Origin of the sequence: Virgisporangium aliadipatigenens (assembly GCF_016863615.1) — a bacterium.
Classification (GTDB): domain Bacteria; phylum Actinomycetota; class Actinomycetes; order Mycobacteriales; family Micromonosporaceae; genus Virgisporangium; species Virgisporangium aliadipatigenens.
Map to the genome: position 1 here is coordinate 544,590 of NZ_BOPF01000002.1, position 18,793 is coordinate 563,382.

At 69.7% G+C, this 18,793-nt stretch carries 21 protein-coding genes and 1 pseudogene; 7 read left to right on the plus strand and 15 right to left on the minus strand.

Going from position 1 to position 18,793, the window contains the following annotated elements; translation table 11 throughout:
- Positions 1-15 precede the first annotated feature (15 nt).
- The 6 genes and pseudogenes from Val02_RS03170 to Val02_RS03190 all read right to left on the minus strand — a co-directional run bounded on the left by Val02_RS03170 (position 16) and on the right by Val02_RS03190 (position 4,082).
- Positions 16-264: a hypothetical protein gene (locus Val02_RS03170; RefSeq protein ID WP_239151793.1), complete on the minus strand. Its 249-nt coding sequence runs from the start codon at positions 262-264 to the stop codon at positions 16-18.
- Between the two features lie 9 nt (positions 265-273).
- Positions 274-348, minus strand: a pseudogene (locus Val02_RS48540) (SDR family NAD(P)-dependent oxidoreductase); the annotation flags it as partial.
- A 24-nt stretch (positions 349-372) separates the two neighbouring features.
- Positions 373-1,515 (minus strand): PQQ-dependent sugar dehydrogenase, encoded by a 1,143-nt coding sequence (locus Val02_RS03175; RefSeq protein WP_203897303.1) that lies wholly within the window; start codon positions 1,513-1,515, stop codon positions 373-375.
- A 14-nt stretch (positions 1,516-1,529) separates the two neighbouring features.
- Complete coding sequence (locus Val02_RS03180) at positions 1,530-2,348, minus strand: aldo/keto reductase (RefSeq protein WP_203897304.1); 819 nt, start codon at positions 2,346-2,348, stop codon at positions 1,530-1,532.
- A gap of 62 nt (positions 2,349-2,410) precedes the next feature.
- Entirely contained in the window at positions 2,411-3,292 is an 882-nt protein-coding gene (locus tag Val02_RS03185) for an SDR family oxidoreductase (RefSeq protein ID WP_239151807.1), read from the minus strand.
- Entirely contained in the window at positions 3,243-4,082 is an 840-nt protein-coding gene (locus Val02_RS03190) for a helix-turn-helix transcriptional regulator (protein WP_203897305.1), read from the minus strand. The genes Val02_RS03185 and Val02_RS03190 overlap by 50 nt, the downstream gene beginning before the upstream one ends.
- 332 nt (positions 4,083-4,414) lie before the next feature.
- Between Val02_RS03190 and Val02_RS03195 the strand changes: the two genes are divergently transcribed.
- The 3 genes from Val02_RS03195 to Val02_RS03205 all read left to right on the plus strand — a co-directional run bounded on the left by Val02_RS03195 (position 4,415) and on the right by Val02_RS03205 (position 7,618).
- A complete protein-coding gene (locus Val02_RS03195; RefSeq protein WP_239151819.1) occupies positions 4,415-5,317 on the plus strand; it encodes an AraC family transcriptional regulator in 903 nt (300 codons plus the stop codon).
- A 54-nt stretch (positions 5,318-5,371) separates the two neighbouring features.
- Complete coding sequence (locus Val02_RS03200) at positions 5,372-6,550, plus strand: cytochrome P450 (RefSeq protein ID WP_203897307.1); 1,179 nt, start codon at positions 5,372-5,374, stop codon at positions 6,548-6,550.
- 114 nt (positions 6,551-6,664) lie between these two features.
- The gene (locus Val02_RS03205) at positions 6,665-7,618 is read left to right on the plus strand and encodes an SMP-30/gluconolactonase/LRE family protein (RefSeq protein WP_203897308.1); all 954 of its coding nucleotides are present in this window, start codon (positions 6,665-6,667) and stop codon (positions 7,616-7,618) included.
- On the opposite strand, the gene Val02_RS03210 is transcribed toward Val02_RS03205, so the two are convergent.
- From Val02_RS03210 to Val02_RS03225, 4 genes are all read right to left on the minus strand, one after another.
- Complete coding sequence (locus Val02_RS03210; protein WP_203897309.1) at positions 7,602-8,003, minus strand: DUF8371 domain-containing protein; 402 nt, start codon at positions 8,001-8,003, stop codon at positions 7,602-7,604. The genes Val02_RS03205 and Val02_RS03210 overlap by 17 nt on opposite strands.
- A 343-nt stretch (positions 8,004-8,346) precedes the next feature.
- Positions 8,347-9,135, minus strand: a complete 789-nt coding sequence (locus Val02_RS03215) for a TerC family protein (protein ID WP_203897310.1) — start codon at positions 9,133-9,135, stop codon at positions 8,347-8,349.
- 383 nt (positions 9,136-9,518) lie between these two features.
- Positions 9,519-9,866: a DNA polymerase ligase N-terminal domain-containing protein gene (locus Val02_RS03220; RefSeq protein WP_239151827.1), complete on the minus strand. Its 348-nt coding sequence runs from the start codon at positions 9,864-9,866 to the stop codon at positions 9,519-9,521.
- Positions 9,867-9,938: 72 nt separating this feature from the next.
- The gene (locus Val02_RS03225; protein WP_203897311.1) at positions 9,939-11,216 is read right to left on the minus strand and encodes a vWA domain-containing protein; all 1,278 of its coding nucleotides are present in this window, start codon (positions 11,214-11,216) and stop codon (positions 9,939-9,941) included.
- Positions 11,217-11,405: 189 nt separating this feature from the next.
- Between Val02_RS03225 and Val02_RS03230 the strand changes: the two genes are divergently transcribed.
- Entirely contained in the window at positions 11,406-12,803 is a 1,398-nt protein-coding gene (locus Val02_RS03230) for a B12-binding domain-containing radical SAM protein (RefSeq protein ID WP_203897312.1), read from the plus strand.
- A 12-nt stretch (positions 12,804-12,815) separates the two neighbouring features.
- Here Val02_RS03230 and Val02_RS03235 read toward each other — a convergent pair whose 3' ends face one another.
- Entirely contained in the window at positions 12,816-14,036 is a 1,221-nt protein-coding gene (locus Val02_RS03235) for an MFS transporter (RefSeq protein WP_203897313.1), read from the minus strand.
- Between the two features lie 59 nt (positions 14,037-14,095).
- On the opposite strand from Val02_RS03235, the gene Val02_RS03240 reads away from it, so the two are divergent.
- Both Val02_RS03240 and Val02_RS03245 read left to right on the plus strand, forming a co-directional pair.
- Entirely contained in the window at positions 14,096-14,689 is a 594-nt protein-coding gene (locus tag Val02_RS03240; protein ID WP_239151844.1) for a helix-turn-helix domain-containing protein, read from the plus strand.
- Positions 14,670-15,059: a RidA family protein gene (locus Val02_RS03245; RefSeq protein ID WP_203897315.1), complete on the plus strand. Its 390-nt coding sequence runs from the start codon at positions 14,670-14,672 to the stop codon at positions 15,057-15,059. The genes Val02_RS03240 and Val02_RS03245 overlap by 20 nt, the downstream gene beginning before the upstream one ends.
- Positions 15,060-15,072: 13 nt before the next feature.
- Here the strand turns inward: Val02_RS03245 and Val02_RS03250 are convergent, their stop codons facing one another.
- Positions 15,073-15,501, minus strand: coding sequence for a hypothetical protein (locus tag Val02_RS03250; protein ID WP_203897316.1), 429 nt, complete (start codon positions 15,499-15,501; stop codon positions 15,073-15,075).
- Between the two features lie 103 nt (positions 15,502-15,604).
- On the opposite strand from Val02_RS03250, the gene Val02_RS03255 reads away from it, so the two are divergent.
- The gene (locus Val02_RS03255; RefSeq protein ID WP_239151852.1) at positions 15,605-16,123 is read left to right on the plus strand and encodes a DinB family protein; all 519 of its coding nucleotides are present in this window, start codon (positions 15,605-15,607) and stop codon (positions 16,121-16,123) included.
- Between the two features lie 6 nt (positions 16,124-16,129).
- On the opposite strand, the gene Val02_RS03260 is transcribed toward Val02_RS03255, so the two are convergent.
- From Val02_RS03260 to Val02_RS03270, 3 genes are all read right to left on the minus strand, one after another.
- Positions 16,130-17,281: a hypothetical protein gene (locus tag Val02_RS03260; protein ID WP_203897317.1), complete on the minus strand. Its 1,152-nt coding sequence runs from the start codon at positions 17,279-17,281 to the stop codon at positions 16,130-16,132.
- Positions 17,278-17,772: a SigE family RNA polymerase sigma factor gene (locus tag Val02_RS03265; RefSeq protein WP_203897318.1), complete on the minus strand. Its 495-nt coding sequence runs from the start codon at positions 17,770-17,772 to the stop codon at positions 17,278-17,280. Before Val02_RS03265 ends, Val02_RS03260 begins: the two co-directional genes overlap by 4 nt.
- Before the next feature lie 81 nt (positions 17,773-17,853).
- Positions 17,854-18,738, minus strand: a complete 885-nt coding sequence (locus Val02_RS03270; RefSeq protein ID WP_239151862.1) for a sulfotransferase domain-containing protein — start codon at positions 18,736-18,738, stop codon at positions 17,854-17,856.
- Positions 18,739-18,793: the final 55 nt, after the last annotated feature.

Genomic DNA, 18,793 nt, shown 5'->3' on the forward strand with positions numbered 1-18,793 from the left:
GTGCGCCGACGTACATCAGCACACCGGCTCCGCGCTTGCGGAAGTGCGGCAGTACCGCGCGGTTGACTCGGTGGGTGCCGACGCATTGACGTCGATGAGGTGGGTGATGTCGTCGTCGGTGAAGGCTTCGACGTAGCCCACGTAAAGGTGCCCGGCATTGTTGATCACGACGTCGAGTTCGACGACGTGCAGGGCGGTGCCCGTGTCGCGGGCGTATGCCCGGATGGCGGCGGCGGGTGCGGTGTTGCGTCCGGCGTCGCGCATGCTGGCGTACACGGTGTGTCCCGCGTCGGCCAGTCGTCGGGCGGTGAGGTTCCCGATGCCGGTGGAGGCGCCGGTGACAACAATGACGGACGTCGCGGCTTCCCTGTTCTACGGGTGGACTTCGATGCGCAAGATGCGGTCGTCGCCGGGTTTGGGGGCGACACCGCCCCAGGTGGAGCGGTCGGTGTTGGAGGTCATCAGCCAGAGGGCGCCGTCGGGTGCGACTTCGACGGTGCGGATGCGGCCGTACCGGCCGCGGTAGTGCTCGACCGCTTTGCCGGTCGCGCGACCGCCGTCGACGGGCAACTGCCATAGACGGGCCCCGCCGAGGGCGCCGATCCAGAGGGAACCGCCGGCGTATGCCATGCCCGAGGGTGATGCGTCGTCCGGGTGCACGGTCCAGATCGGTGCGGTGCCGGTGCTGCCCTCGATGCCTTCGGTTTCGGGCCAGCCGTAGTCCGCGCCCGGGCGCAGCGCATTGACCTCGTCCCAGGTACGGTGGCCCAGTTCCGAGGCGTACGGGGTGCCGTCCGGACCGAACGCGAGGCCCTGGACGTTACGGTGCCCGGACGAGTAGATCGGGCTGTCTCCAGGGTTGTCGTCGGGGACCGTGCCGTCTGTGCGGATGCGCAGGATCTTGCCGTTGAGCGAGTTGTCGTCGGCGGCGTTGGCCGGTTCGAATGCGTCGCCGGTGCCGATCCACAGGTTGCCGTCGGGACCGACAGCGAGCCGGCCGCCGTGGTGACGTTCGGCAGTCCGGATGCCGTCGAGCAGCACTCGTTCCTGGCGCAGCGACCGGTAGTCCTCGGCGATGCGCAGCGCGACGATCGAGTTCTCGGTCGCGCCGGTGATCGAGGCGTAGACGGTGCGGTCGGTGGCGAAGTCCGGTGAGGCGACGATGCCCATCAGGCCGCCCTCGGCTTTCGGGGCGACCCCGGGCACGACGCCGACCGTTTGCGGTGTGCCGCCGTCGGCGGGTACCCGTTTGATCAGGGCGGAGTCCCGCTCGGAGATCAGGGCGGAGCGGTCGGGCAGGAAGGTCAGGCCCCACGGCACGGTCAGGCCGGTGGTGATCGCGGCGGGCTCGCCGAGGGCGGCGAGCGGGTCGCGGGGTTCGGTGAGCGTCGTGCTCGGGCCAGGGACCGTCTGGGTCGCCGGCTCACCGGCGTCCGGGTCGGGGGAACAGGCGGTCAGGCTCAGGGCCACGGTGAGGCTCACTCCGAGCAGCGTTCGGCCGGGGGTAGGTCTCATGGGGGTCCTTAGGGTCAGAGGCGTTCGGGGTTCGGGCCGGTGCGGCCCGCTTCGCCTCGGTCGAGTTGGTCGATGCGGGTCATCTGGCGCGCATCGAGCGCGAAGTCGAACACCGCGGCGTTCTGCCGGATGCGTTGCGGTGTGCTGGCTTTCGGCAGCACGATGTCGCCGCGTTGCAGGTGCCAGCGCAGGATGACCTGGGCGGGACTACGGCCCGCTTCCCGGGCAACCGCTGCGATCGTGGGGTCGCGCAGTACGGAGCCGGCACCGAGCGGCGACCATGCCGCGACGGCGATGCCCCGCTCCGCGCAGAAGCGGCGCACGGCGTTGTTGGCGAAGTGCGGGTGAGCCTCGATCTGGTTGACAGCCGGAGGCGGTCCGCCGTCGGCGAGGATGCGATCGAGCTGGGCCTGGTGAAAGTTGGAGACGCCGATCTCCCGCAGCCGGCCGGCGGCCTGAGCGGAACGCAGTGCCTGCCACGTCCGCGGGTAGCGTCCGTGCCGCGGCCTCGGCCAGTGGATCAAGTAGAGATCGACGTGCGTGCCGAGCGCGTCGACGGTGGCGTCGACGGCCCGGTTCACCTCGTCGGCGCCGTCCGCGTCGATGGGAAGTTTGCTGGTGATCCAGATGTCGTCGCGCACCAGGCCACTGGCCCGGACGGCGGCACCGACGCCCTTTTCGTTGCGGTAGTAGCGGGCGGTGTCGATGTGTCGGTAGCCGGCCCGCAGCGCTTCACCGACGCGTTGTTCGGTGTCGCGCGGTGCGATCTGGTAGGTGCCGAAGCCGAGCCGGGGGATACGGCGCCCGCCGGGCACCGTGACGGTGGATTCCATGGAGGGCCGTTCGTCGGAGGGGGCGGCGGCCGGAGCGGGAGGTATCCGGCCGCCGCGGTCGGTCAGGACCGGTAGCGGCCGCTGAGCGCGCCCAGGACCTCGGCGTAGCGGCCTTCGGCCTCGGCGTTGCGCTGCCACTTCACCCGCTCGACCAGGATCTGCTCGGCCTTCGGGTCGGCCTCGAGCAGGCCGATCACCTCGTCGAGGAGGTCCTCCAGGGGCATCGCCACCTCGGAGTTCTGCTGGTTCATCAGCGTGGTCCGGGTGGCCGGCGGGACGAGCTCGATCACCTGGACGTTGCTGCCGGTCAGCTGCACGCGCAGGCTTTCGGTGAAGGAGTGGACCGCAGCCTTGGTGGCGTTGTAGGTCGGGGTCGCCGGCAGCGGCACGTACGCCAGGCCCGAGCTGACCGTCATGACGGTCGCGGACGGTTGAGCCAGCAGGCCGGGCAGGAACGCGTTGATCAGCCGGATCGTGCCGAGCAGGTTGATGGCGATGGTGCGCTCGGCGACGTCCAGTGACGCCGGATCGCGAAGGTCCTCCAGCTCCATGATGCCGGCCGTCGTGATCAAGGTGTTCAGTCCTGGGTAACGGATGGCGAGATCGTCACGGGCCGCGGTGATCGACACCGGGTCGGTCGCGTCGATGACGACAGTGCCGATGCCGGGGTGCTCGGCGGCGATCTGTTCCAGCAGTTCGCTGCGGCGCCCGCCGACAATCACGGTGTTGCCCTTGGCTCGCAGGCGCAAAGCCAGGCCGAGGCCGATGCCGGAGGTCGCGCCGGGGATGAAGACGGTGTTTCCGCTGATGTTCACAAGGTTCCTTCTGGTGCCGTTTCGGGGCGCGCGGATGTATCCGCGTTTTCGCGGTGATGAGAAAGAGCAAAGGTGAGACTCAGGAGAACTTGTGATTCCCGAGTACGTCGAGGAATGCGATCTGCTCATGGGCGTTCGAACCGGGCCGGGGCCGGAAAAGAATGAGCCGGTGGCCGGTAGCCGGGCTCAACACGACATCACACTGCAGATCGAGTTCGCCCACGAGGGGGTGCCGGATGAGCTTCGGCGCCGAGGCGAGCGCCGCGACATGCTGCTGCGACCACAGCTCCGCGAACTCGGCGCTGCGCTGCAGAAGATCCGACACCAACCCGCGAGCGAACCGGTCACCTGCTGAGCGCTGCGCCACCCCCGCACGCAGATCGGCCGCGTAGGCCTGGCCGATGCGCTCGTGCTCGGCCGGATCGTTGCTGTCCCGAGACGCCGGATCGGCGAACCACCGCCAGGTGACATTGGACTCGTAACCGGGCAGGCCGGTCCAGACACCCAGCAGGTTCTGCGCCGCACGGTTCTGCGCAACGACCGTCAGCAGGTCATCGGCTACCTGCGCCGGCGTGTGCCCGAGAGCGTCCAACAGGTAGAGCATCGCCGGATCGACGTAGGCCAGCGGTGAACGCGGCTCCGGCGGCTGCTGCCCGGCGAGACGGAACAGGTAGTCCTGCTCATCGCTGGTGAGCCGGATGGCCCGGGCGAGACTGGCCAGCGCCGCCGCCGACGGGGTGCGCACCCGGCCCTGCTCCAGCCGGGAGTAGTAGTCCGGCGACAACGCCGCCAACCCGGCGACTTCCTCTCGGCGTAAACCGGGGGTGCGGCGTCGGCCACCGCCGGGCAGACCCACATCCTCGGGCCGTAACCGTTCCCGCCGATGTCGAAGGAACTCGCCGAGCGCTCCGTCTTCCATGTCACCCCCTTTCTCTCCTTCGTGAACCCAGCATCTCTCCGGAGAACCGGGATATGAAGGCCACGTTTAGCCTAGGTATTCCATACCCTGGCTACCCTCCGATACGACTGCCGAGGCTCTCCTGATACCGGGAGTCCGAGCGGTGCTGCTGGGTTATCCCTGCCGTGCGGTCGCCGCCGCGTTCGCTGCCAGGATGTCGATCAGGACGTCTGCTGAAACTCAGGGCAACGCGGGCGGCGATGACCGGACGGTCCGACCTCATACGCGTCCGGACCCGACGGTGGCTGTCGCGCGCGGACCCGCCGGGAGCCGACCTCACTATCATGGCCGTCGTGGACGTGATCAGTGAAGCAATCGGCGCCATCCACGCGGGCCGGCCGAGCGCATCCAGCGTCCGCGAATCGGGTGCGTGGGGAATGCGCCTGCCCGCCATCGAGGGGATGGGTTTCCACGTCGTCCTGCACGGCACCGGATGGCTGATCACCGCCGCCGACCAACCGGTGCGGCTCCGGGCCGGGGATGTCGTTCTCGTGCCGCACGGTACCCAACACGGGCTCAGCCACACGGCCGCGAGCGAGATCGGTGGATTGCCCCCACTGCGACTGCCCGCGCGCCGTCGCGGGAGCGAGCCGACGGCCTTCGAGGTCGTCCTCGGGTGCTACCGCCTGGACCGCGGTCAGGTGCATCGTTTCTTACGGGACCTTCCGCCGGTCATCGCGATATCGCCGGACTACGACCGTCATCCGGAGATGCGGGCAGTGATCGAGCTGCTCACCATGGACGTGTCCGGCAGCGGGCCGGGCACCTCGGTGACCCGCCCCGCGCTCATCGACCTCATGTTGGTCCACGCCCTGCGCCACGGGCAGCGGCAGTCCCTGATCGGGCCGGAGGCCATCGACCCCGGAATCGCCGCCGCGCTCAGCCAGATCCACACCAATCCCCAGCGGCCGTGGACGGTGCAGCAACTCGGCGAGGTCGCGGGCATGTCCCGAACCGCCTTCAAGCGACAGTTCACCGGTCTGCTCGGCAAGCCGCCGATGACGTACCTGATCGACTGGCGCCTCACCCACGGCGCACGAGTGCTCCGCGAGACGACGGAGCCGCTGGCGACGATCGCCCGCCAGGTGGGCTACTCCAGCGAGTACGCCTTCGCGAACGCGTTCCGCCGCAAGTTCGGGATCGCCCCGGGCCGTTTCCGGAATCAGGCCACGGACACCCGGAACGGACTCTTATGAAGGTGGGCCGATGGAGTATTCGTGTCCTCCCTGGTCGCTGCTTGACTCGGTGGAGTGATCGACGAATTCCCGTTTCCGAACGGTCCCCGCGGCCGCGTTTCGGCGCACTTCGCACACCGGCGTGAACACGACCCACTCGGGCCGGCGCGCCTGCCCAGCGGCGACGTGGCTCGAATAGCGACCCGATACGCCGACGTGGTCGCGATTTTGAACGATCCGCGGTTCAGCAGCGATCCCTCGCGCGAAGGCGCACCTCGAATGCAGCCCGGGCTCAACCCGACGCCGGGCCCGGGTTTTCTCGTCCTGATGGACCCGCCCGATCACACGCGGTTGCGGCGGTTGTTGACCGGCACGTTCACCAGCCGCCAGATCGCCGCATGGCGGCCCCGGGTGCGCGAGCGCGCCGTGGAGGTGCTGGACGCCCGTCCGGACAGGTTCGACTTCGTGAAGGACGTCGCTTTCGTCTACCCAGCAATGGTGCTGTGTGATGTCCTCGGCATACCGGCCGTTGACTTCGACCGCATACGCACATGGATGGGCACGATGCTGTCGACCTCGGGCTTCGGACTGGAGCAGCAGGTCGCGACCTTCCAGGAGTTCCTCGCTTACCTCGCCGAGCTGGTCATCGCGCGCCAGGACTCGCCCGGCGACGGACTCCTCGCGACCATGATCGAGGCACGCGACAACGGTGACAAACTGACCGCGGACGAGTTGGTCGGCATCATGTTCACCCTCGTCACCGCCGGGCACGAGGCCACCGGTGTGGTCCTCTCGCGCTCACTTCTGTGGCTGCTCGATCCCCGCGAGCGATTCGAGGCGCTCCGCGCCCGTCCGGAGTCGGTGCCCGCCACCGTCGACGAGCTGCTGCGGCTGGAGTCTCCGCAGCATCAGGGTGCCTTGATCCGGGTCGCGACCGAGGACGTACCACTGCCGTCGGGCCTGATCCGCAAGGGCGAGGGTGTGGTCGCCGCGGTGACCTCGGCCAACCACGACCCGGAGGCCTTCCCCAACCCCACCGAGATGATCCTGAACCGGCGGACCCAACACGTCACCTTCGCCCGCGGCATTCACCACTGCCTGGGCGCCAACCTGGCCCGGCTGGAACTGCAGGTGATGCTGGAGGTCCTGATCGAGCGGCATCCGAACCTGGACCTCGCGGTGCCCGCCGATGACGTGCCCTGGAACGGAAACCACATGTTCGAGCAGGTGACATCGTTGCCGCTCCACAAATGAACGGTGCCGCGTGCGGCGGAGTCTCGACGGCCTGACGGACCCGAGCGGGCTCGGAGGTGGTGTGGGTCACGCTCATTTGCCTCTGACATCAACGTCAGGTTTTACGTTCTGGGCATGAACCTGCGTCTACTCGCCGCTGCTGCCACCGCAATGTTGTCGCTGTCGCTGGTGGCCGCAGCGCCGGCCAGCGCCGGCAACCGCTATCCGGACACCATCACCCTGCCCAATGCGCTGATCGCCGGCGACGTCGGTTTCCAGCCCGAGGGCATCGCGATCACGGGGAACACCGCGTACGTCACGTCATTCGCCGACGGCACTGTGGTGCGGGCCGATCTGCGTACGGGCCGGGTCGAGCCGTTCGTACCCGCTGACGGCGACGGTGCTCTGGGTGTGGAGATCGCCGGTCCGTTGCTGCTCGTGGCCGGTGTCACCTCGGGCGAACTGCGGGTCTACGACCGCGTGAGCGGGCAGCGGGTGGCGTTGTTCGACGTGACCGACACGGGGCTGGTCAACGACATCGCCGTGGCGGGGAGCACGGCGTACTTCACCGATTCGCTGCGGGCGGTCCTCTACGCCCTGCCGATCCGGGGCCGCACGGTCGGCACGCCCCGGGAGATCCCGCTCACCGGCGACTACCGCCTCGCCCCACCTGCGGCCGGTGTCTTCAACGCCAACGGTGTCGTCGCGCTCGATGAGCACACGCTGGTCATGGCGCAGACCCACGAGCGCAGCGACGGCAGCGGGGGTGCGCTGTTCGCGGTGGACGTCCGGACCGGTCACACCACCCGGGTCGACGTTCGCGGTGGCGCGATTCAGGGCCCGGACGGGCTGGTGCTTCGCGGCAGCACCCTCTACGTCGTTCAGCATCGGGTGGAGACCGTGGCCGAGTTGCGACTGTCCCACGATGGCACCAGCGCGGTGCTGCTGCGCACGCTGACGAACGACGGTCTCGACGTTCCGACCACGGCGGCGTTCGGTCCTCGCGGCGCCTTGTACGTCGTGAGCTCACACTTCTTCACCCCGCCGTCCGACGCCGTCCGGTACGAAATCGTCAGGCTCGACAGCTAGGCGAGACCCGTCGGCCGGCGGCGGTTCGAACCCGTCGCCGGCCGACGGCTTCGGTCGCCCAGCCTCGGGCGGCCAGGTGGCTGGCAAGCACTGCCGTCTCCAGTTGCCCGACCGCCAAACCCTGCAGATAGGCGGCATAGGACAACACCTGAGCGACGACGGCACGCCGGGTTTCGCTGTTGCCGGCAAGCTTGACCTCGACGATCACCAGCCGGCCGGACGACTCCACCGCGATCAGGTCCACCCGGCCGGTGCCGAGCCGAACCTCCCGACCCAAAACAGTCAGCCGGGGGCTGCCGGCCAACGGCAGCAACTGCGGCGTCTGCTCGACCAAATCGTGCAACGTCGCCTCGGTCGGATAATCGCCGGGTACCAGGGATGCCACTGTCCCGCAGGATCCGCGTGCCAGATAGCCGCCACCCGGCGACGCTACCAAGGTTCGAGGGTGCCACGGCTCGGGCTGCGGAGACGCCGGAGGTTGCCGGTCGCGGTGATAGCGAAGGCCTACCCGCAAGCCGGGCCGGCCAACCCAAGCCACACACCGCGGCCGTACCTACCGGATCGCCAAACCCTCCAACGGGGTCCACCATGCCACGCCATCACCGGCGTCCTCGACCTACTCGCGGACACCACGTCCTCACCCGCCTCAACCCGGCCGACCGGTCACCGGTCGCGCGATGACCGGGACCGGTGACGGAACGGCGTGCTGCGTCTGCCTGCAGGACGGATCACCGGGTCGACCGCGGCGGGGTCCTGTCGGCGGGGTCCGTCTTCACGTAGGTCGGGTGCAGGTGGACCGTTTCGGCGTCGCGGCGCTGCTGGCGTGACCTGACCTTCAGGTTGAGCAACTCGACGAAGATGGAGAAGGCGATCGGTCCGTAGACGTAGCCCTTGGGGATGTGCTGGTCGAGGCTCTCGGCGATGAGGCTGCCGCCGATGAGAAGCAGGAAGGACAGGGCGAGCATCTTGACGGTGGGGTGCTGGTTGACGAAGCGGCTGACCGTGCCGGCGGACACCAGCATGATGATCATGGCGACGATCACGGCGGCGACCATGATGGACAGTTCGTCGACCATGCCGACGGCGGTGATGACCGAGTCGAGGGAGAACACCACGTCGAGGACGAGGATCTGGGCGATGACGGCGGCGAACGAAGTGGCCTTGCCGGCCGTGCCGTGTTCGGCTCCTTCGAGGTGTTCGTGAATTTCGAAGGTGGCCTTGCCGACGAGGAACAGTCCGCCGAGGAACAGGATGAGGTCGCGGCCGGAGATCTCCTGGCCTATCACGGTGAACAGCGGCGCTGTCAGGCCGATCACCCAGGACAGCGAGGCGAGCAGGAGCAGCCGCGTGATCAGCGCCAGGGACAGGCCGATGGTGCGGGCCCGGGCCTGCTGGGCATGGGGAAGCCGGCCGGCCAGGATCGAGATGAACACGACGTTGTCGATGCCCAGCACCACTTCGAGCAGCAGCAGGGTGGCGAACGCGACCCATACCTCCGGACTGGCCAGCAGTTCCATCTCGCTCCTCGTCGACGTCGATCGGTGGCACGGATGCCGGGTGAAGGGGCACCGCGCGCGTCGGTGCGGTCCTTCGTGTCGGCTCGTTCGACTGGTCCGCCCGGCGGGTCGGGCTGCGGCCGGGTCGTCGCCCACCTGCCGCCGCGCCCGCCGGCTCGGCGCAGGCAGGCAAGCGACCGGACCGGGCCGGCGACACCCCTGCACTACCCGCCGCCGGGTCGGATATTCCCGCCGCCGCCTTCCCGTTGCGTGGTGGTGTCACCGGGCCGCGACCTGCACGTTGCCGGCAAGGGATGAACACGCCGTGGGGTCGCGTGGACCGATCGCCGCCGGCAACCCCGATCACAACGCCCGCGATCGGCGCGCCCGCATCCGGGTGATCGCTACTCCTTCATCAGATGCAGCAGCCAGTCCGAGTCCGTCTTTATCAGTGCGTAGGTTCGTGGTGCGCCGTGGCCGTGCAGTGTGAAGACGATGCGCTTGTCGTTGCGATCCACCTCTTCCCACCAGCCGATATCGGCGATCCCTTTGTCGGCGTCGGTGTAGGTCAGATGATCAAGGTTGTGATCGGGCACCGCGACCGCGAGGCGATTGCGCTTCGGGTCCTCCGGCAGGCCGCGAGGCACTGCCCAGGACCGCAGGACCCCGTCCTCTTCCAGTCGCAGGTCGAAGTGGTGCCGCGGTTTATGGTGCTCGTGCAGCACGAATGCCGCTCGCCCATGTTCATCCACGCCGTCCAGTGTGCCCCGCCCGCGGTTCAGGGGGTTGCCGACCGCGTCGCGACGTCACGGTGGGATCGAACGCTAACCCGGAAGCCGGCCGGAGAGAGGCGATCCGACAATGCCCAACCGGGTCGCCTCCGCAACCCACTGCGGGAACTCGTCGAGGAGCCGGTCGTACAGGTCGGCGTCGGACACCTCGTCGAGGTCGTCCACGGCGAAGAATCCTGTGTTGTCGACGGCTCGCCCGGTGAGGGTGTCGAACTGTTGCAGAACGCCGTAGTCCTGCTCGCCGAGCCCCACGAACTGCCAGAAGACCGGCAGGGTCGCCGCGCTGCGGAGAAGCTCCTCGATCTCCTTGTTCCGGTACACGCCGCCGTCGGAGAAGAAGACGACGAGCGTGGGGTCGGCGGTGGGGTGCTCGTCGACGAATGTCAGGACGTCGCGGATGACCGCCGGCTCCTCGTTTCCGTAACCGATGATTTTCGCGTGGTCGAGCATCGCTTGGAAGGGCGTGTTGACGGCCAGCCATTGTGGCAGTTCGCCGATGCTCAGGCTCGGCAGGCTGCGGGCCTCGTCGGCGAACGACCAGGCCTGCATGACGCCGTCGTCGTCGAGTTGGGCCGCCACCGCGGCGATCCGTTCGACGGCGCGGGCGACCACCCCGTCCAGGTACAGCCGCGACATGGACCCCGACGCGTCGAGAACCAGCAGGACCCTGGCGGTGAGACCGCCCGCACCGCGCTTGACGAGACTGACGAGGACCTGCTGTTTGCGCAGGTTGAGCCGCTCACGGACCTCATCGGGGAGCTTTTCCTCCCCAACGGTCGTCCGCACCCGCGGAACATCCGACTCCACGGCCGGCTGGGGCCGGTCCGGTCGGTCCTCTACCGTGACGCCGTAGGTGCTCAGGAGTGCGGCAAGGCCACCGTCCCAGCCCTGTCCGACGGCACGGAACCGCCAGCCGGACTCGCGCCGGTACACCTCACCGAGGACGAGCACCTTTTCGGTGAGCGACGGATCCGGTTCGAACGCGGCCTCTGCGCCGGCCTCGATCCGCAGCCCGTGGACGCCGGAAAGCGGCCGGTCGTCGGCCCACACCGCGATCACGATCTTGTCGACCGCCGGTTCGACCCGGGCCAGGTCCACATCGACCGTCGTCCCGTCGAGGGCTACGGCGCCGGCCGGATGTGTCGGCTGGTTGAAGAACACCATGTCGGAGTCGGTGCGGACCTTGTCGTCGGCACCGAGGATCAGCGCGATCACGTCGAACTCGCGATGGTCGGCGGCGCTGCTCACCGCGATACGAAGCGGCCCGACCGGGATCGAGGTATTGCCACCTTTGGTAAGTGTCAAGGTCACCCACATACCTTGTCGGCGAGGTCCCGTGTTGGCAACGTGCTCGGCCGATCTCATGCTGCCCGGTGCCGGACGGGCGCTCGAGTACGCGGGACGGGCGTTGACGCCTCACCCCACCGTCACCAGGATGATCACGATGGATGGACCTGGTCCAGACGCCGCACGTGCCCAACCGTCGATCGAGGAGGGGACATGCACGTCCATCTGGTCACCGCGGAAGACCCGCTCACGCTCCATGCCCGGGCCCGCGAGCTCATCCGGTTCCCGCAGCTGACCATGCCGCTGCTCGCCGCTCTCACGCCCGAGAACTGGACGGTGACGCACACCGACGAAATCACCCATACCGTCGACACCGGCCAACGCTACGACCTGGTGGGTATCACCGCTGCCACGCCCGGCGCGCCGCACGCCTACGAGCTGGCCGACGCGTTCCGGGCGAACGGAGTCCCCGTGGCGATGGGCGGTCCGCATGCCACGCTGATGCCTCTCGAAGTCGCGAAGTTCGCCGACATCGTTGTGGTCGGCGAGGCCGAGACGGTATGGCCGCGTGTGCTGCGGGACATCGAGCAGGAGGCTCGATATACCGTCGGCCGGCACGTCATCGACGAGGCGACGGGCGCCAACGTCGAAGTCCTGCCCAACGGCGCCAAGGTCTACCGGTGTCCGCAGCCGGCCAGCCTCGTCGGTCTGCCGGCGGCCCGGCGGGACCTGATCCGCCACGGCGGCTGGAACAGGAGGTGGGCGACGAGCGGGGCAATCATCGCGACGCGCGGTTGCCCGCACCGGTGCGACTACTGCACCATTCCGGTGCTCTACCCCGAGGCGCGCCAGATGCGGTTCCGGCCGGTCGAGGAGGTGGCGGCCGAGGTCGCCGCCATCCCGGACAAGGGCATCGTCTTCTGGGACGACAACATCGGCGCCAATCCCCGGTACGCCAAAGCGCTCTTCCGGGCGCTGAGGCCTCTCGACAAATGGTGGACCAGCCAGACGACCATGGCCTCGGTCAGGGACGACGAGTTCTTGCGGCTCGCCGCCGAGAGCGGATGCAAAGCGCTGTTCCTCGGTTTGGAGAGCGTCAGCCAGGAGAGCCTCGCCGGTGCGCACAAGGCCCACAACCGGGTGAGCGAGTACAAGCTCCTGCTGAAGCGCTTCCATGCGCACGGCATCGCCGTCCAGGCGGGCATCATGTTCGGGTTCGACAATGACACCAGGGACATCTTCGCCCGGACCGTGGACGTCATGGGTGAGATCGGCCTGGACAACGCGACGATCAGCCTGATGGTGCCCTATCCCGGCACACCCGCTTACACCCGGCTGCAGGCCGCTGGCCGGATCGTCGACCACGACTGGCGGCACTACAACGGCAAGACGCACGTCGTGCACCGGCCGCTGTTGATGGCGCCCGACGAGCTGCTCGCGGGCTACGAGTGGGCGAAAACGCAGTTCTACCGGCCGCAGCACATCATCAAGCGACTGCTCAAGAGCCGAACGGGGCTGTGGTGGAACGTTCCGCGCAACGTCGGCTACATGCGCGGCCTCACGGGCGAGGTCCGGTCGCGGGCGGAGATGCATCAGCGTCCGGGCCCGTGAACGGGTGCGCGGTCAAGGCCGCAGACTCGCGCTTGCCAGGGCGCGGTTGTTCAACCTGGGACGGAAGATCAACGTCACCAGGATGAGGAAGACACCACCGGCGACATACGGGACCTGGACGGTGAACACGCCGGCGAGAACGCCGCCGAGCGCCGCACCGACCGGCCCCCCGGCCATCACCACCAGCCTGCTCGACGAGAGCACCCGCCCCATGAGTTCCGACGGCACGATCTGCTGGCGCAATGTGCTCACCACGACCTTCTCCGCGGTCATCAGCGCGCCGGTCACCGCCATCATCGCGGCCGCGACCCACGAATCGGCGACCAGTCCCAGCACCAGAACGGCCGCGCCCACGCCGGCTTTGGCGGCGAGCAGCACGGTGCCGGAGCCGAATCGCCTGCTGGCGGCCGCGGCCGCCAATCCGCCGACCAGTGCGCCGGTCGCGGTGGCCGTCAGCAACAGGCCGAAGCCGACATCAGGAAGTTCCAGGACCTCCTTGGCCAGCAGCGCGAGCATCGCGAACTGAGCGGAGGCGACGACGTTGCCGAGGCAGGAGACCGTGGCCAGCGCCCGCAGGGTCCGGTTGCCGAACAGCCACCGAATGCCCTCGACGATGTCGTTCCGCACGCTCTTTCGCGCAGCCGTGGGCGTCTTGTTCGTCGTGGCGTCCGTGCGGATCGAGAGGATCAACAGGCCGCTGGCGGCGAACGAGAGTGCGTTGCCGGCGAACGGCAGGAAGTTCCACACACCGAACAGAGCGGAGCCGAGCGGAGGCCCCACGAAGTCCTCGCCACTGCTGTCCGCCGCGGCGATCCGCCCGTTCGCCGTTGCCAGGTGCCGCGGATCCCGCGACACGAAGTCAGGAACGGCCGACTGGGCGGCGAGGTCGAAGAAGACCTGGCCGACGCCCAGCAGGAACGCCGCGAGCACCAACCACACCAGGTTCACCCGCGCGGTCAGGAGCAGCACCACGAGCGCGACCATGACGGCGAACCGGCCCAGGTCGGCCCACACCATCACGCGCCGGCGGTCCAGCCGGTCCACCACGACACCGGCATGCAGCGACACCAACACCCACGGAATCTCGGCGGCGGCGACGACAAGGCTCAACGCCATCGGGCTGCGGGTGCTCTGCAGGGTCAGCAGGGGCAACGCCGCGGCGTGCATGCCGGTGCCGACGGCCGACACGAGCGTGGCGCCGAAGAGCCTGTGGAAGCGACTTCCCAACCTCACCTCGCGTCCTCATCCATGGCCTGCCAGCATACTGGAACGATTCCGCTATGCTGGCCCGCGTGGATCCCCTCGTGGTGCGGCTCGGCGAGCAGGTGCGCCGCCTGCGGCAGGCCCGGGGCCTCAACCTGGAGGGCCTGGCCGCCGCCAGTGGCGTCAGCCGCAGCATGATCTCCGATGTCGAACGCGGGCTGCGTTCGCCGACCGTGCTCGTCCTCGCCCGGATCGCGACGGCGCTCGGCACCACCGTGTCGCGGCTGCTCGGCGAGGACCGGCCGGCGCCCGTGATCCACCTGCCCCGGGCCGAACAGCACGCCATCGACCACCCCGACGGATGGCAGCGGCGGATCATGTCGCCGGTGCTGCCCGGTGTCGAGTTCGAGCTGATCCGCACGGTCGTCGGCGGCGGGGTCGTCATCGGCTCCTTCGACGCCCACGCGGCCGGCTCGCGGGAGTACGTCGCCGTGGAGTCCGGCGCGCTCGCCGTGACGCTCGACGGCGTGGGCCATCACCTGGAGGCCGGCGACGCGCTGTACTACGCGGCCGACCGCGTGCACGCGTTCGCCAATCCGGGCGATGTCGAGTGTGTCTACTACACGGCCATGTGCGTCGTCGGCGACGCATCGAGGAGTGTGCATGAGCATCACGCCCCTTGACCCGCCCGCCCTGCCGGCGCCGACCGGCAACTACACGCACGGCATGCAGGTCGACGGCGCCCGGCGGATCGTCTTCGTCAGCGGCCAGGTGCCGTGGGGCGACAGCGACGGCAAGGTTCCCGGGGACTTCGACACACAGTGCCGGATGGTCTGGGACAACATCGCCGCCGTGCTCGCCGCGGCAGACATGGGCCTGCGCGACCTGGCGAAGGTGACCACGTTCCTGTCGGACCGGCGGTACCGGGAGGCCAACAGCCGCATCCGCGCGGAGGTGCTGGGGGAGCACCGGCCGGCGTTGACGATCATCATCACCGACATCTACGCGCCGGAGTGGCTCCTGGAGATCGAGGCCGTCGCGGTGCGCACCTGACCGGTGCCGCGGCTCAGTCGGGGCGTTCCTCGCCGCGGCGGCGCAGCATGCCGAACCCCGGAATCCCGGAGATCGCCTGCTGGACCTCGCGCGTGACACCGAGCAGTTCGTGCACGTCCGGCCCGATCTGGGTCAGCAGCGTGCGCGCCTGCGCCGACGTCTCGGCGACCTGGCCGATCAGCTGTTCCGCCGCCGCGGAGGTCTGCGCCGCGTCCTGGGCGACGGCCGCCGCCGAACCGGTCACAGTGCGCACGTCCTCGACGGTCTTCTCGGCCGCGTCGACCACCGCCGCGATGCGCACGAGCAGCACTTCGCCCTCGTCGATGAGCCTGAGCACGCGCCCGGGGACCGAGGCGATGGTGGCCGCCGTGGCCAGCGCCTTCCCCGTGGTGGAGACGGCGACGTCGACGATTGTGCCCGGGGCCGGTATGCGGAACGCCATCCACCAATTGTGCCCGCGCCCGCGCGACTCAACCGCGGGCGCGACGGCGGCCCCGAGCCGGCCGCGGCGATGGTCCGGGAAATGGGACCTAACATCGACGCTCATGGTGCGCCACACGACCCTGGAGCAGTTCACCGACCACTACACGAAACGCCCGCGCACTGACGAGCGGGATCCGGCGCTGCTCGTGCCGGACGCCGTCGGCGTGGTGCTCGAGACCGCCGCGACCTGGCTCGGTTGGGACCGCCGGCCGGTCCTGCGCGACGGCAACACCTGGACGCCGCACAAGGCGCTGCGCCGGGTCGCCGACCACCTGCTCGATCACCTGACCGAGCTGGAGTGCCGCCTCGCCGGCCTGCCGAGTCCGGCCGACCACTGGCACGGCCGGATGGTCACCACCGACGCCGACCTGGCGTGGTTCACCGAGGTCGACCTGGACGAGGCGACCAGCCGGTTGACCCGACTGGCCACCTGCTACCGGGCGCGGCTCGGTGGCCTGCCGGCCGACGTTCTCGACGAACGGCCGGACGAGGCCACCTGGACCCTGCGCGAGGTGGTGCACCACGTGGCCGGCGTGGCCTACTACGCGAAGGCCATGGGGCCGCTCGGCACACCCGACTGAGCGGTCCTACTCCACCGACCGGGCCGGCCAGGTGCGCAGGTCGCGCGGGTCCCCGACCCAGCGGAACGCCTCCGCGACCCTGGCCGCCTCCGGCTCGGTGAAGTTCCACGAGCGCACCGACACCACCAGGTCCCGCCCGGGCTCGCCGGGCACGTCGAGCTTCGTCGCGTCCGGGTTGTCGCCGGGCGCCCGCCAGCGCGCGGGCTTTCCGTTCACGGTGCGGTTCTGCGTGAACGGCTGCGGGATCGCCACCGTGCCGAAGATCACGTCGAGGTAGTTCCCGGCGCGGGCGCTGTACGTGAGGACCGAGTGGTTCCAGAACGTTCCGTCGGCGGCTGGTGTGCGCAGCGAGACCTCGCACTCGAAGAAGGTCGCGTCCGCCGGTGCGCCGGAGACGACCGCCGGGGCGGCGCACCGCTGCGAGCGGTCCAGCCGGAACGCCTTGGCCGCCTGGGCCAGGTCCTGCGGGTCGCCGGTGACCATCTGCAGCCGGGCGTAGAGGCCGGGCACGGGGCTCCACGTCATCGTGTACAGGCGCCGCGTTCCATCGGCCGCCGTGCGCCCCGCCCGCACGACGGCGGGCGCACCGGTCACCGGCAGCGGCACGTCCTCGAAGTCGTACCACCGTTCCGCGGTGGGGCGCGTCCCGTCGGATCCGGCGCGGTACTCCGGGGGGAGGTTGCTCACGCCGGGGTAGCCGCGATTCAACCCGAACCCGTCCCGCGCGATCAGGAACTGCAGGTCGTACGGGTCGCCGGCGCGGCGCACCATGACGCTCTCCTGCGTCCAGACCGAGCGCCAGAGCAGCTCCGTCGCGCCGAGCGCGGCCGCGTCGACGTCGAAGTGGATGACGGACGGATCGGTCGCGACGGTGTCGGGCCGTTCGCTCGCTCCGGGCACGTCCACCGCCGGCAGTTTCGGGGGAACGGTGTCAGTGCGGCCGGCGGAGCGTTCGCGCGGCTCGCCGTCCCGCAGCGACACGACGGCACCGCCGCCCACCAGCAGCGCGACGGCGAGCAGGCACACGCCGATGCGGCGCCGGCGGCGCACCCGCTTCGCCCGCGTCACGGCGCCCGCGCGCAACGCCGCCACGTCGACGGCGCCGCCGGTCCGGCCGGACAGCGTCCGGATGATCTCGCGTTCGACCGCGGTGTTCACCGGTTCCTCCCCGTGGGTGTCTCCTGGTCGGCGTACTGGCGCAGGGTGTTCAGCGCGCGCATCGCGTGGGTCCGCACGGTCGCGGCCGAACAGCCGAGAATGCCGGCGATGGCCGCGTCGTCGAGATCCTCGTAGTAGCGCAGCACCAGCACGGCCCGCTGCCGCTGCGGCAGAACGACGATCCGCCGCCACATGTCGTCCCGTTCGACCGCGTCGGTCTCGACCCGATCGGGTGCCGCGCGGTCGGCGGGTGAGTCGGTCGGGGTCTCCTGGTTGGAACGGCGGCGCCACCACGACCGCGACCCGTTGACCACCATGCGCCGCAGGTAGGCGTCGGGCTGCTCGGTGGCGAGGATGCGCCGCCACCGCAGGTACGCCTTGGCCAGCGCGTCCTGCACCAGATCCTCCGCCCGGTGCGGATCACCGGTGAGCAGCCGCGCGAAGCGCACCAGCGCATCACCCCGCGCGGCCACGTATTCCTCGAACGTCACGGCATCGGCCCCCTCAGCTCGCCGCCTCCGCCCGGTATACGCCCGACGCCCGGCGGCCCGTTGACAGGGGAGCCGATCGATTTACGGCCGGCACAGCCACCGGTACAGTTCCGGCGACACCATCGGCGCCACCCGATCCCGGAACCGCGCCAGCCCGGCCGGGCCCGCCGCCCGCACTCCCGCACCGGAGCGCCCCTCCCGGAAGAACGCCGCCCGGCTGAGCAGCGGCACCACGCGCGGCGCGAGGCGTTCGGCGTCGGCGCGCATCGCCCCGAACGTCGCCGCCTCCACCAGCGCGGGCCACCGCTGCTCGGGCACGTCGATGTCGAGCCGGACGGCCAGCCGCCGCATCTGGCCGGCGAGGTCGGTGCGGAGGTCGGCGTAGTGCGCGAGGACGACGTTCGGGGCGTGGCGGCGGGCCCACGCGTCGGCCACGTGCCCGACGACGTTGCGCAGCGAGTGCAGGTCGTCGGCGTCCTCGTCGATCCACACCGACAGCCACGCCTCGACCGGAACGTCTGGCGGATCCGGCATCTCCGCCGCGGTGATCCCGAGGGCGGTGCGCACGGCGTCGAGGTCGATGTTGCGCCACTGGTGGTACAGCGACACGGCGACGTCGAGCGGGTGCCGCGCGCCGACGAGGTACGTGACGTCCGGCCGCAGCGGCAGGCCGTCCAGCGGCGTGTGGGTCTTGATGAACCGGCGGTGCTGCTGGCGTTCGAGCTGGGCGGTGACCGCCTCCAGGGGCACCATCCGCATGTCCAGCCACGGCGACAGGTCGTCCAGCGGGGCGGGCAGTTCGTCGTGCTGGAAGACGAGCAGCGCGCAGATCCTCTGCAGCCACGTCGTGCCCGCCTTGGCCGGTGCGGACACGACGATGTCGCCGCCGCGCAGCGGGAACTCCCGCCAGCGGGCGCTGTCGAAGCGGTCGTCGGAATAGCGGCGGGTGGTGTCGTTGATCGTCACGGCCGGTGACGCTAGGGGATCGAGCCGCGTTCAGCGTGGTAGAACGGGTACCACC

Coding starts and splice junctions, on each gene's coding strand:
- Val02_RS03175 (WP_203897303.1), bottom strand. CDS start 1,515: ATGAGACCTACCCCCGGCCGAACGCTGCTCGGAGTGAGCCTCACCGTG.
- Val02_RS03180 (WP_203897304.1), bottom strand. CDS start 2,348: ATGGAATCCACCGTCACGGTGCCCGGCGGGCGCCGTATCCCCCGGCTC.
- Val02_RS03230 (WP_203897312.1), top strand. CDS start 11,406: ATGCACGTCCATCTGGTCACCGCGGAAGACCCGCTCACGCTCCATGCC.
- Val02_RS03205 (WP_203897308.1), top strand. CDS start 6,665: ATGAACCTGCGTCTACTCGCCGCTGCTGCCACCGCAATGTTGTCGCTG.
- Val02_RS03245 (WP_203897315.1), top strand. CDS start 14,670: ATGAGCATCACGCCCCTTGACCCGCCCGCCCTGCCGGCGCCGACCGGC.
- Val02_RS03255 (WP_239151852.1), top strand. CDS start 15,605: ATGGTGCGCCACACGACCCTGGAGCAGTTCACCGACCACTACACGAAA.
- Val02_RS03250 (WP_203897316.1), bottom strand. CDS start 15,501: ATGGCGTTCCGCATACCGGCCCCGGGCACAATCGTCGACGTCGCCGTC.
- Val02_RS03215 (WP_203897310.1), bottom strand. CDS start 9,135: ATGGAACTGCTGGCCAGTCCGGAGGTATGGGTCGCGTTCGCCACCCTG.
- Val02_RS03185 (WP_239151807.1), bottom strand. CDS start 3,292: ATGAGCAGATCGCATTCCTCGACGTACTCGGGAATCACAAGTTCTCCT.
- Val02_RS03170 (WP_239151793.1), bottom strand. CDS start 264: ATGCGCGACGCCGGACGCAACACCGCACCCGCCGCCGCCATCCGGGCA.
- Val02_RS03190 (WP_203897305.1), bottom strand. CDS start 4,082: ATGGAAGACGGAGCGCTCGGCGAGTTCCTTCGACATCGGCGGGAACGG.